An 11,868-nucleotide genomic window follows, 5' to 3' on the forward strand; every position below is an offset into this window, starting at 1 on the left:
CGCACTTCCCCTTACTGCGTGCGACGGCCCGGGAGTGTCACAGGGGGACGACGCCGAGCCGGTCGAGCATACGGAAGAATAGATTTTCGGCCAACGGGTCGGCATCGGAGGTGAGAACGTCCAGCAACGGCCCGTCGGACACCTCGTGCCCGGCCTCCGCGGCCCAGGCGACGGCCCGCTCGGCGGCGTCACGCGGCTCGAGGAAGTAGTCCTCCAGCATGCGCCCCTCCTCGTCGGCGCCGAGGTACCCGGCCATCGCGCCCCGCGCGAGACAGGTCGACCACGCCCCGCTCTGTGGCCCCGCCGCCTCGATGACCACACAGTCGCTGTCCATGACGTATCCGAACAGCGCGGGCGCCCCGCTCTCCTGGGCCAGCGCGTTCATGCTCCCGACGTCGCCGTCCCCACTCGGGTACTCCCACACCTGCCAGCCCCCGGGCGCGGACGCCCGTAAGCTCATCCCCTTCGCGCTGGACAGCGCCGCCAACTCCTCGAGCGGCCGCTCGCTGCGACCCACGACGAAATACCCCCAGAAACCCATCCCGGCCCCCTCCTGGCTTCGGCTCACGCCGAAAACATCACAGTCGGCCGAATACATCACAGTCGTACGGGAGTTCGCAGCAGCACCGGACAATTCGCGCGTGTCCGCACAACTCCAGGCGTCAATCCAGCCGCTCGGCCAGCGCCTTGAACTCCGCCCAGGACAGCTGCGGCCGGCCCGGGTTCCACAGCTTCTGCACGGTCGCCGCCAGCGGCATCCGGATCCCGGCCGCGACCTGCTCCTGGGTCTGCGAGTCGGCGAGATCGCACCACACCGCGAAGGAGCCGCCGAGGATCTGGTCCTCGTACCGCACCGGAACCGCCTGCGTACCGCGCACCACCCGCGGCGTCCACTGCTCGTAGATCCGCTGTCCCGTCGGATAGACGAAGGTCTGGGGCTGCCCGAGGACGTAGTACAGGAACTCGTCGTTGTAGTTGACGAGGTCGCGCCCGGCGCTCAGATACTCCACCGGCAGCCGCGCCCCGATCTCCTTGCCCGTCCAGTAGGCGACCTGGAGATCCTCGGCCGCCTCGACGGACGTACCGGCGTAGAAGCCGTCGTTCCACGCCCGCATCGTCCGGTCGTGCGTACGGATCGTGTCCGCGCGGTCGTTGAGCCAGCCGGTGGCGAGGTCGGCGACGGTGGCGCCGGAGCCGTACGCCTCGGTCGCGGCGGCGGCCAGCTGCGGATAGGCGGCCTCGGGGTTGTCCGACGTCAACGCCGCGTACTCGTCACCGCCGAGATGCCAGTAGCCGCCGGGGAACAGGTCGGCGTACTCGTTGAGCAGATCGTCGACGATGGCGCCGGACTCGTCCTTGGAGATGTCGATCGCACCCCGCGGCGCCGCTCCCTGCGCGCTGCGCAGCTGCAGTTCGGGATGGGCGGCGATCACGGCCCCGAGATGCCCCGGAGAGTCGATCTCGGGCACGACCGTCACATGCAGCCGCTCCCCCAGCTCGACGATCTTCTTCACCTGCGCCTTGGTCAGATGCTCCTTGGACACGATCTCCGGATGCGTGTCGGACTCGATCCGGAACCCCTGGTCGTCCGAGAAGTGCAGCCCCAGCTGGTTGAACTTCAGGTCCGCCAGCTCACGCACCCGGTCCTCGATCCACCCGGCCGTGAAGTGCTTGCGGGCGATGTCGAGCATCAGCCCCCGCTGCGGCTTCGCCGGCTCGTCGCGTACGACGCCCTCCGGTGCCGTACCACCACCGCGCACCGCCTGCTTGAGCGTCCGGGTGCCGTAGAACACGCCCGAGTCCGCGGGCCCGCTGATGTTCACCCGCCCGCCACGCACGGTCATGGCGTACGACTCCGGATCCGCGCCCTCGTCGTCGTTCAGCGCCAGCCGTACGTCCCCGGCGCGCACGTCGTCCTTCTCCCCCGCGTACGACAGCCCCAGCTCACCCGCGAGCAGCCGCCCCTCGTCGACGAGCTCCGCGTCGTTCACGACCACCCGCTGACCGCGCGCCGGCTTCCAGCCGGGCCCACGGGCAGGAGTGTGCGCGCGGACGGCGGGAATGGTGCGGGGCGTCTTCGACAGCGGGTAGGTGCGGCTCGGGCTGGGACGGGGACTCGGAGTCTCCGACAGAGCCGCCGCCGATGTCGTCGTCGTTCCGGCCGCGGGCAGCCGGGACGCCGAATCCGCTCCCGGATCACCCTCGTCCCCCGCGGCCGCCCAGATCCCGAGGCCCAGCCCGACCGCCACCACGGTCGCCGCCGCGACCAGCATCCGCCGCCTGTCCGTCCATGCCGAGATCCTGCGCCTGTGCTGACTCACGGGCGCCAACCTAGGCCCTGAGCCGTGCGACATCCGTCCACCACGCGTTCCGAAACTCTCCCGTGCGGGTGAAATTCGGGCATCCGTCGGACACGTCATGTCCGATCTCGATAACGTGGTGGCACATCTCTCACACCATCCCCTGCCGAATCACGTGACGCCCACACACCTCACTGGCCAAGTCGCCATACCCGAGCAGACCCGGGACACGTCTTCCCCGCTGGACCACTTCAACACGGCCCCCCTGGAAGACGTCCTCCACACCCTTCTCACCTGCCTCCACAGCCCCCGCTGGGCCCACCGGGTAGCCGACCACCGCCCCTACCCGGACCTCGAGTCCCTCCTGGCCGCCGCCGACGAAGCGGCGTACGACCTGACAGCGGCAGACCTGGCAGCGGCCCTGTCAGCAGAAACGCTTCCTGAACTCCCCGACGGAACGTACTCGGCCGCCCATACCGCACTGTGTGCCGCACATGCCGCATACGAGGCGCGATTCGGACACGCGTTCGTCATCTGTGTCGACCACCTGCCACCCAGCGAAGTCCTCGACCAGATCCTGGCGGGAATCCGGTCACGATTGACAAACGATCCGGAAGAGGAACGAGTGGTGGCAGCAGAGGAACTCCGGAGACTGGCCAGGGGACGTTTGAAAGACGCCCTCAGGGGCGCGGGGCTGTGACAATTTGCGGCTCCGCCGCGTGGGCGCGACAAGCCCCCACCCACCCGCACCCGGCACATAACCCCACACACCACCTCCAATAGCCCGTTCGCCTGCCACATTGATCACATCAACGGGCCCGGCGTAAGCACCACAGGCAACCGTCGCTACGATGCTGGGGGCCGGTGGACCGTACCCGGCCGGGCCCGACCGACCACACAAGCCGGCGCGGCCCCAATCCCCGCTCCCGGAGGAACTTCCGTGCCGGCTGGAACGCTGTACCGCGGCCGGGAAGGAATGTGGTCCTGGGTGGCTCATCGAGTCACCGGCGTCCTCATTTTCTTCTTCCTGTTCGTTCACGTGCTGGACACCGCTCTCGTCCGTGTCTCTCCCGAGGCCTACGACGACGTCGTGGCCACGTACAAGACGCCGCTCGTCGCGCTGCTGGAGTACGGCCTCGTCGCCGCCATCCTCTTCCACGCGCTCAACGGCCTGCGTGTCATCGCCGTCGACTTCTGGTCCAAGGGCCCGCGCTACCAGAAGCAGATGCTCTGGTCCGTCGTCGGCCTGTGGCTCGTACTGATGCTCGGGGCGATCTACCCCGTCCTCGGTCACGCCGCTCGTGAACTGTTCGGGAGCTGACGCGTATGTCCACCACCGAAAAGACCGCCGCCGGTATCGGCCCCGTGGAGGGCGAGTCCCTCTACGGCGTCGACAACCCGGCGCCGCTGATCGAAGCCCCGCGCAAGCGGACCAAGAAGACCCCGAAGTCCACACGGGGCAACTTCGAGATGGCCGCCTGGCTGTTCATGCGCCTGTCCGGCGTGGTGCTGGTCGTCCTGGTCCTCGGCCACCTGCTGATCCAGCTCGTGCTGGACGGCGGCGTGTCGAAGATCGGCTTCGCCTTCGTGGCCGGCCGCTGGGCCAGTCCCTTCTGGCAGGTCTGGGACCTGCTGATGCTGTGGCTGGCGATGCTGCACGGCGCCAATGGCCTGCGCACGGTCATCAACGACTACGCGGAGCGCGCGAACACCCGGCTGTGGCTGAAGGGCCTGCTCTACACCGCCACGGTGTTCACCATCCTGCTGGGCACGCTGGTGATCTTCACCTTCGACCCGAACATCCGCTAGATCCGGGGCTACGAGACCAATGAAGATCCACAAGTACGACACAGTCATCGTCGGCGCGGGTGGCGCCGGCATGCGCGCCGCCATCGAGTCGACGAAGCGCAGCCGGACCGCGGTGCTGACCAAGCTCTACCCGACCCGCTCCCACACGGGCGCCGCGCAGGGCGGTATGGCCGCCGCGCTCGCGAACGTGGAGGAGGACAACTGGGAGTGGCACACCTTCGACACGGTCAAGGGCGGTGACTACCTGGTCGACCAGGACGCCGCCGAGATCCTGGCGAAGGAGGCCATCGACTCGGTCCTCGACCTGGAGAAGATGGGCCTGCCGTTCAACCGCACGCCGAACGGCACGATCGACCAGCGCCGCTTCGGCGGTCACAGCCGGAACCACGGCGAGGCCCCGGTCCGCCGCTCCTGCTACGCGGCCGACCGCACCGGCCACATGATCCTCCAGACGCTGTACCAGAACTGCGTGAAGGAGGGCGTGGAGTTCTACAACGAGTTCTACGTCCTCGACCAGCTGATCACCGAGGTCGACGGCGTGAAGCGGTCGGCCGGCGTGGTGGCGTACGAGCTGGCCACCGGCGAGATCCACGTCTTCCAGGCGAAGGCCGTGATCTACGCGTCCGGCGGCTGCGGCAAGTTCTTCAAGGTGACGTCGAACGCGCACACGCTGACGGGTGACGGCCAGGCGGCGGTCTACCGTCGCGGGCTGCCGCTGGAGGACATGGAGTTCTTCCAGTTCCACCCGACCGGCATCTGGCGCATGGGCATCCTGCTGACGGAGGGCGCCCGCGGTGAGGGCGGCATCCTCCGCAACAAGGACGGCGAGCGCTTCATGGAGAAGTACGCGCCGGTGATGAAGGACCTGGCGTCGCGTGACGTCGTGTCCCGGTCCATCTACACGGAGATCCGCGAGGGCCGCGGCTGCGGTCCCGAGGGCGACCACGTCTACCTGGACCTCACCCACCTCCCCCCGGAGCAGCTGGACGCCAAGCTGCCCGACATCACCGAGTTCGCCCGCACCTACCTGGGCATCGAGCCGTACACGGACCCGATCCCGATCCAGCCCACCGCGCACTACGCGATGGGCGGCATCCCGACGAACGTCGAGGGTGAGGTGCTGGCCGACAACACGACGGTCGTTCCCGGCCTGTACGCGGCGGGCGAGGTCGCCTGCGTCTCCGTCCACGGCGCGAACCGCCTCGGCACCAACTCGCTGCTGGACATCAACGTGTTCGGCAAACGGGCCGGCATCGCCGCCGCCGACTACTCGCAGACGGTCCAGCACGTCGAGCTGCCCGAGGACCCGGCTTCGCTGGTCGTCGCGCAGGTCGAGCACCTGCGCTCCTCCACCGGCACGGAGCGGGTGTCGACCCTGCGGCGCGAGCTGCAGGAGACCATGGACGCGAACGTCATGGTGTTCCGCACCGAGCAGACGATCAAGACGGCGGTCGAGAAGATCGCGGAGCTGCGCGAGCGCTACAAGAACGTCTCGATCCAGGACAAGGGCAAGCGGTTCAACACGGACCTGCTGGAAGCCATCGAACTCGGCAACCTCCTGGACCTGGCCGAGGTCATGGCGGTCTCCGCCCTGGCCCGCAAGGAGTCCCGCGGCGGTCACTACCGCGAGGACTACCCGAACCGCGACGACGTCAACTTCATGCGCCACACCATGGCGTACCGCGAGGTGGGCGACGACGGCACGGAGTCCATTCGTCTCGACTACAAGCCGGTCGTCCAGACCCGCTACCAGCCGATGGAGCGTAAGTACTGATGGCAACCCCGACCCTGGACAAGGCGGACGCGGCCGGCACGCCTGAGCCCGGCTTCGCCGACTCCCCGTACATCACGGCCACCTTCCGCATCCGCCGCTTCAACTCCGAGGTCTCGGCGGAAGCGGCCTGGGAAGACTTCCAGGTGGAGATCGACCCGAAGGAACGCGTCCTCGACGCCCTCCACAAGATCAAGTGGGAAGTGGACGGCACGCTCACCTTCCGCCGCTCCTGCGCCCACGGCATCTGCGGCTCCGACGCGATGCGGATCAACGGCAAGAACCGTCTGGCCTGCAAGACGCTGATCAAGGACCTCAGCCCCGAGAAGCCGATCACGGTCGAGCCCATCAAGGGCCTGACGGTCCTCAAGGACCTGGTCGTCGACATGGAGCCGTTCTTCCAGGCCTACCGCGACGTCATGCCCTTCCTCATCACGAAGGACACGAACGAGCCGACGCGCGAGCGCCTGCAGACCGCCGAGGACCGCGAACGCTTCGACGACACCACGAAGTGCATCCTCTGCGCCGCCTGCACGTCCTCCTGCCCGGTCTTCTGGAACGACGGCCAGTACTTCGGCCCGGCGGCGATCGTGAATGCCCACCGCTTCATCTTCGACAGCCGTGACGAAGCGGGCGAGCAACGCCTGGAGATCCTCAACGACAAGGACGGCGTCTGGCGCTGCCGCACGACCTTCAACTGCACGGACGCCTGCCCACGCGGCATCGAGGTCACCAAGGCGATCGCGGAGGTCAAGAAGGCGCTGATCACGCGCCGCTTCTGATCTTCTCCGCCTGACTTGAGGGCCCTGTTTCCGTCACTTCGGGAACGGGGCCCTCTGGCGTTGGGCGGTCAGTAGTGGCCGCTTTCCGGATCCTCGCCGTCTTCGTAATCCTCGGCGAGCCGAAGCCCGAGATCGGATTCCCAGTCCAGCGCCCACTGGCGCAGCTGGGTGATCGCCTCGGGCCCGAGCCCGTATGCGGCGAATTCCTCGTCGCTCACCCAGACGACGCTCTCCAGCCGGTCCCGCAGCTCCCTGAGATCGAACTCGGCTTCATCGCGCAGCCCCAGCTGCTCGAGTTCGATCACGGAGTAGTACCGGCAGGCCGCATGTACGTCGATCACGTCCCGCGGCAGGCCACGATCACCGAGCGCGCGCACCTTCATGACCACCAGATCCTCAAGACTGACCACCGGCCCGACGTCCATGGCAACGGGCCTACGGGACAGGGCCTCCTTGAGGAGGTCGACCTCGCAGGCTTCCCTGCTGTCCGGGTCCGTGACGAGCAGCCTCGCCTTCAGCGGCCTGACATCGACCACGGCAACCGCCCAGCCCCTGCTTCGCAGACCGTCCGCGAGACGCGGCACAATGTCCGTCATCGACGCGGGGTGCCGGGTCGCGAAGTCCAGGTCCTGGCTCAGGCGAGTGACCAGGCCGTGAGCCTGCACCGCGTACCCGCCGGCCAGGGCCAGCTCGTACGCTTCGCCCGCCTCCAGGGCATCCGCGAGCAGACGGCAATGCAGCGCGGGCAGCTTCATGCGGCACTGGAGCGGCGGAGTTCGGGGAAGGCTTGCTCCCACGTCTCGCGCACGCCACGCCCCAGCATCTTGCGCAGGATCGGCCAGTGACGGACGAGATGCTCGCGGCTGAGGTAACGCACGAAGTCATCCCGCGAGCCGTTGTTCAGGACGATCCGGTACAAACCCAGCAGCAGCTTCACGTCGCCAAGGTCGAAGACACGCAGCCCGGACCACGCAAGCTCCAGCGGAAGCTCTACGTCCCCGCCCTCGGGACCGGCCAGCTCGTCGAGCGCGGTCGGCAGCCGCTCCGTCCCGTAACCCCAGCGGGAGGGCACTCTGCTGCTTCTGTCTGCGTACTCGGTCACGACAGCAGTATGCCGGTACTGCTCCGCATGCGGCCCGCGCGAACGGCTCCGCCCGTACGAACCCGATACCGCTGCCCGATTCAGCACCCGGCCCTCCTCCCACCGACCTCGAACCAGAGCAGCTTCCCGGCGCCCCTGTCGAGCAGGCCGTCACCGATGGGCCAGCCTCCCCATGAGTCGGCGTACTCCTGGACGAGCAGCAGGCCATGCCCGCTTGTGACGTCCGCCGGCGGGGGCGGGACGCGGTCGCCGGGCGGCTTGTCGAAGGGGGCGGGGATGTGGGAGCTCGTGTCCCATACGCCGGTCCGCAGGCGTCCGTCGCCCAGGGCGGTCAGCCGGAGGGACGAGGGCCCCGTGTGTGGCGGTAGGCGTTCGTGACCAACTCGGACGTCAACAGCTCGACGACGTCGACGACTTCGTGCATGCCGTGACCGTTCAGAGTGGCCCGTACGGTCATACGTGCGACACGTGCGGCTCGGGGGTCATGGGGGAGGCGGAGGGCGTACACCCAGGTGTCAGGCAGGGCTACGGTGCCCATGGAAACCTTCAGCAGTCTCACAGGGAAGGGGGCTCGGGTTCGCTCAACTGCCGTGCCCGGCGGTGGCATTGCCTGGGTTGGTGCGCTTCCGGCTTCTGGGTGGGGCGAGTTGGCGATGTGGGCGCTACGCTAACGCGGCATTGAGATACTTCTCAGTGAATCCAGAGAAGTGCATCGGCAATTACCCCGTGTGAGGTACCCGAGAGCCGCGCCGCGGCCGGAAAGGAGGCCCCTTGCCACCCGCCAGCACACCGACCCTGCGACAACGGCGTTTGGGGGCTGAACTGCGCAAGGCTCGCGAGCGAGCGGGGCTGACGGCCACTGGCGCAGCCGCAAGACTCGGCGTCAACCAAGGGCGGGTCAGCATGATCGAGACAGGGCGCAGCCCCCTCAGCGCCGACCGTGTCCGCTCACTCGCACGCACCTATGACTGCGGAGACCCCCGCCTCGTGGATGCCCTCGCCACGATGGCGCAACGCCAGACGCGCGGCTGGTGGGACAGCTACCGCGACTACCTGCCGGTCGGCCTCATCGACCTCGCCGAGTTGGAACACCACGCGGCAGCCCTGCGCGTCGCCCTGGTCATTCACATCCCCGCCCTGCTCCAGACGACCGACCACGCCCGCGCCCTCTTCAAGGAGGCGGTGCCTGAATTGCGGCAGTACGAGATCGAGCACCGCGTCAGCCACCGGATCAAGCGACAGGGAATCCTCCACCGCGAGGACCCGCCCCCGTACACAGCCGTGCTCCACGAGTGCGCACTGCACATGGGGTACGGCGGCCCTGCTACCGTGCGCGCCCAGCTCCAGCACCTTCTGGACATGAGCGAGCTGGACCACGTCTCCGTAAGAGTGATCCCGTTCGGCAAGGGCTCCTTTCCCGGCACCGGACAGTCCGTCGACTATCTGGCGGGGCCGGTTCCCCAGCTGGACACTGTTCAGCTGGACACCCATCACGGCTGCGAGTTCCTGGACGCCGAGGCCCAATTGGAGAAGTACCGACTCGTACTCGACCGCATGGAGGCGAACGCCCTCAAGCCCGCAGAGTCCCGTGACCTGATCCACCGCATCGCCCAGACCGTCTGAGGTAACCGTGCCCGAACTCCACTGGAAGAAGTCCACTTACAGCCCCGACGCCTCGAACTGCGTCGAGATAGCCACCACCCCGACCGTCATCCACATACGCGACTCCAAAACCCTCACCGGACCTCACCTCACGTTCCCACCCACCACTTGGGCGGACTTCCTCTCGCACGCGGCGGACGCGAGGCGCTGAGCGCGAAGCACACTCGCTCGGGTGATCTGGGCGCCAAGTTCTTTCACGTTCCGGGCCAAGGGCACCTACCTGGTGCAGGGCGGGAAGGTGGTCGATGAGGTCCGGCGCTCGTAGCTGGGCGGTGGCGGCGTCGGCTCTTGAAGGCCGGCTGCGGCACTGCATCCGGCCCGCCGTCCATCGGCCCGGTGGGAGCGATGGGCGGACGCCTCAGCACGACGGTACTGCGTCAACAGGTGTGCATTGACAAGGAATTCGTGCTGATCACCATTTGTGGGGCGCAGGTCACCGGGACGGTCATTCAGGGGCTGTAGTCACTTCCGCCCAGCATTGGGCAGGGCGAAAGCGCAGCGGGCTGGACCGTGCGGCCGGGTGGGCTCACACGGTGGCGAACCACAGATCGTTTGCCGAGAAGGTTTCCATCTCCAGTTCTCGGAGCTTCTCCTCCTCGGCGAACGCCCGCCCGAGCACGGCGATATCGCAGCGTATGACTGGAGCGTCGAACGACGGAACAAGAATCACCGTTCCGTCCTGGGCGAGGCCTTGCAAAACTCCTGAAATGCGTTCCTCGACGACGATCAGTCGCAGCGTTGTGGACACCATCGCCACGCGAGCGTCCCGGACCAGGACGCTCAGCCATTCCTCGTCAGCTTCCTTGTCCCAGTCGATAACCCCTCCGACCGATCGGGCCAGATAGTCGGCGACCTCGACTGCGACCTCTTCGCGCCAGGTGACCGGCGGATGACCCAACCGCGCCAGCGCATCCGAGACATCGATCACTGTGCACCTCCCCTCGTGGGCGGACCGCGACATCGTCCTCGCCCAGGACGTCTCCGGCGACGGCGTCACCGACACCGTCTACCGCAGAGCCACCTCCGGCAGACTCATCCTCCGCAAGGGCATCGCCGCCGACAGCGGTGGAGTCGACCTGAACTCCCTGTCCACCGCGGCCGACTCCTCCGGCGGCACCGACACGGAGTACAGCGCCTCCGGCTGGGCCGTCGCCAGCGTCCCCTTCCTGCTGGGCACACCCGACGCCAACAACGACAACATCCCCGACATCTGGGCCGTACGGTCCGACGGATCCGTCCGCTTCCACCCCGGCGGCAGAGCCACCACCTCGAGCACTGGGACCGCGGTCGTCGGCCCCACCACGTGGTGGCAGACGCGCATCGCGGTCGGCTGAGGAGGAGACCCGCCAACGGCTGTCCCGCCGTTCATCTGCCAGTGCGGGTCCTCTCCGTCAGATCGATCCCCGTACCGAAGGGGCCGGAGACGTTGAGCCCGCGTGATAGGTGCCGGTGACGCCGTATGAGTTCGTGCTTGGTCCAGCTCGTAAGGGTGCACAACGGAGATGCCCGGCCAGTGGCGGGTCTGCCGTGGTCCTGCGATGGCCTCAGCCGGAAACACCAGCACGTCCTCGAATCACGAGGAACGCCCACCTGGAGACCCTCAACGACAAGAATGGCGTGTGACGTTGCCGTATGACGTTCAACTGCGCGGATGCTTGCCCACGCGGGGCTGAGGTCACCAAGGCGATCGCGGAGGTGAGAAGGCGCCGATTACTCGGCGGTTCTGATCTCCCTTCCGAGCAAGTACGCGTAACAGCTGAGGGCTCCGTTTCCGGTGTTGCCGGAGGTGGGGCCCTTCACTGTTTTGTCATGTTCGGGCACTACTGAGGGATGGATTCCGCCCGCACACTCCCCTCGGGAAGCGCTGGAGGCGCCGGGGGGATTGCCGTGGTGCGCAGGCACGCACAACGTCACGGCTTCGGCGCCGCGGCAAAGGAAGCTCATTTCGTCGCGGCGCCGCTGCTGGCGGCGGCGGCGCTCGGGCTGGCCGGTGTGGTCGCGGGTGCCGACGACGAGTTCAGATGGCCGGGCGTCATCCTGCTGCTGCTCGTGGCCACGTCGATGGCTCTCATCGCCAGTATTCAGATGTCGTACTACGCGCTGCAGTTCAAGTTCACCTGGGAAGAACGGGAAGCGCGGCGGAAGGCATACGACTGGGTCGAGCCAACGGAGGAAGCGAAGACGGAGATCCTTAAGCAGTCTCAGATCGCGTACGAAGACAACCTCCGGTACGCCGGGATTGTTTTCAATGCCGGAACATTGATGCTCGGGCTCGGTATCGCTGCCGCACTCGTGCCGCCGGATTGTGGCGAGCAGTTCCGCTGGCGAATTGCCTCGGCGATCCTCGTTCTGCTGTGCACTGTCGCCGACGCTGTGTGGGTGTGGTTCCTGGTCAAGAAATGGTGATTCGCGCAACGGCTCACAAAGGGAGGGAAGATGTAC

Annotated in this window: 14 protein-coding genes and 2 pseudogenes; 10 read left to right on the forward strand and 6 right to left on the reverse strand. The window is 67.3% G+C overall.

Annotated elements, in window-relative coordinates; genetic code table 11:
• Window positions 1–37: 37 nt before the first annotated feature.
• On the reverse strand, window positions 38–541 hold the full coding sequence (locus OG828_RS19645; protein WP_328504899.1) for a hypothetical protein: 504 nt from the start codon (window positions 539–541) through the stop codon (window positions 38–40).
• A 121-nt stretch (window positions 542–662) separates the two neighbouring features.
• Window positions 663–2,273 carry a beta-N-acetylhexosaminidase gene (locus OG828_RS19650; RefSeq protein WP_328504900.1) on the reverse strand — a complete coding sequence of 537 codons (1,611 nt, stop codon included), beginning with the start codon at window positions 2,271–2,273 and terminating at the stop codon, window positions 663–665.
• Window positions 2,274–2,475: 202 nt separating this feature from the next.
• Between OG828_RS19650 and OG828_RS19655 the strand changes: the two genes are divergently transcribed.
• From OG828_RS19655 to OG828_RS19675, 5 genes are all read left to right on the forward strand, one after another.
• Window positions 2,476–3,000, forward strand: a complete 525-nt coding sequence (locus tag OG828_RS19655; RefSeq protein ID WP_328442364.1) for a 2-oxo-4-hydroxy-4-carboxy-5-ureidoimidazoline decarboxylase — start codon at window positions 2,476–2,478, stop codon at window positions 2,998–3,000.
• A 240-nt stretch (window positions 3,001–3,240) separates the two neighbouring features.
• Window positions 3,241–3,621 (forward strand): succinate dehydrogenase, cytochrome b556 subunit, encoded by a 381-nt coding sequence (gene sdhC / locus OG828_RS19660; protein ID WP_301983468.1) that lies wholly within the window; start codon window positions 3,241–3,243, stop codon window positions 3,619–3,621.
• Between the two features lie 5 nt (window positions 3,622–3,626).
• Window positions 3,627–4,109, forward strand: a complete 483-nt coding sequence (locus OG828_RS19665) for a succinate dehydrogenase hydrophobic membrane anchor subunit (protein WP_328358301.1) — start codon at window positions 3,627–3,629, stop codon at window positions 4,107–4,109.
• A 19-nt stretch (window positions 4,110–4,128) separates the two neighbouring features.
• The gene (sdhA, locus tag OG828_RS19670; protein ID WP_328358304.1) at window positions 4,129–5,883 is read left to right on the forward strand and encodes a succinate dehydrogenase flavoprotein subunit; all 1,755 of its coding nucleotides are present in this window, start codon (window positions 4,129–4,131) and stop codon (window positions 5,881–5,883) included.
• Complete coding sequence (locus tag OG828_RS19675) at window positions 5,883–6,662, forward strand: succinate dehydrogenase iron-sulfur subunit (RefSeq protein ID WP_328501867.1); 780 nt, start codon at window positions 5,883–5,885, stop codon at window positions 6,660–6,662. Before sdhA ends, OG828_RS19675 begins: the two co-directional genes overlap by 1 nt.
• Before the next feature lie 68 nt (window positions 6,663–6,730).
• Here the strand turns inward: OG828_RS19675 and OG828_RS19680 are convergent, their stop codons facing one another.
• The 3 genes and pseudogenes from OG828_RS19680 to OG828_RS19690 all read right to left on the reverse strand — a co-directional run bounded on the left by OG828_RS19680 (window position 6,731) and on the right by OG828_RS19690 (window position 8,302).
• Window positions 6,731–7,417, reverse strand: coding sequence for a nucleotidyl transferase AbiEii/AbiGii toxin family protein (locus OG828_RS19680; protein ID WP_328501868.1), 687 nt, complete (start codon window positions 7,415–7,417; stop codon window positions 6,731–6,733).
• A complete protein-coding gene (locus OG828_RS19685) occupies window positions 7,414–7,764 on the reverse strand; it encodes a hypothetical protein (protein ID WP_328358312.1) in 351 nt (116 codons plus the stop codon). The genes OG828_RS19680 and OG828_RS19685 overlap by 4 nt, the downstream gene beginning before the upstream one ends.
• A gap of 80 nt (window positions 7,765–7,844) precedes the next feature.
• Window positions 7,845–8,302, reverse strand: a pseudogene (locus OG828_RS19690) (ATP-binding protein).
• A 233-nt stretch (window positions 8,303–8,535) separates the two neighbouring features.
• Between OG828_RS19690 and OG828_RS19695 the strand changes: the two are divergent.
• Together OG828_RS19695 and OG828_RS19700 are read left to right on the forward strand one after the other, a co-directional pair.
• Entirely contained in the window at window positions 8,536–9,387 is an 852-nt protein-coding gene (locus OG828_RS19695) for a helix-turn-helix domain-containing protein (protein WP_328358318.1), read from the forward strand.
• Between the two features lie 7 nt (window positions 9,388–9,394).
• Window positions 9,395–9,577: a DUF397 domain-containing protein gene (locus tag OG828_RS19700; protein WP_328358321.1), complete on the forward strand. Its 183-nt coding sequence runs from the start codon at window positions 9,395–9,397 to the stop codon at window positions 9,575–9,577.
• Between the two features lie 375 nt (window positions 9,578–9,952).
• Here the strand turns inward: OG828_RS19700 and OG828_RS19705 are convergent, their stop codons facing one another.
• Window positions 9,953–10,354, reverse strand: a complete 402-nt coding sequence (locus OG828_RS19705) for a hypothetical protein (protein ID WP_328358323.1) — start codon at window positions 10,352–10,354, stop codon at window positions 9,953–9,955.
• Window position 10,355: 1 nt separating this feature from the next.
• Between OG828_RS19705 and OG828_RS19710 the strand changes: the two genes are divergently transcribed.
• The 3 genes and pseudogenes from OG828_RS19710 (at window position 10,356) to OG828_RS19720 (ending at window position 11,832) form a co-directional block, all read left to right on the forward strand.
• Window positions 10,356–10,760: a hypothetical protein gene (locus OG828_RS19710; protein ID WP_328501869.1), complete on the forward strand. Its 405-nt coding sequence runs from the start codon at window positions 10,356–10,358 to the stop codon at window positions 10,758–10,760.
• Between the two features lie 256 nt (window positions 10,761–11,016).
• Window positions 11,017–11,153: pseudogene (locus OG828_RS19715) on the forward strand (succinate dehydrogenase iron-sulfur subunit); the annotation flags it as partial.
• Between the two features lie 160 nt (window positions 11,154–11,313).
• Window positions 11,314–11,832 carry a hypothetical protein gene (locus OG828_RS19720; RefSeq protein ID WP_328358329.1) on the forward strand — a complete coding sequence of 173 codons (519 nt, stop codon included), beginning with the start codon at window positions 11,314–11,316 and terminating at the stop codon, window positions 11,830–11,832.
• Window positions 11,833–11,868 lie beyond the last annotated feature (36 nt).

Origin of the sequence: Streptomyces sp. NBC_00457 (assembly GCF_036014015.1) — a bacterium.
Taxonomy (GTDB): Bacteria; Actinomycetota; Actinomycetes; order Streptomycetales; family Streptomycetaceae; genus Streptomyces.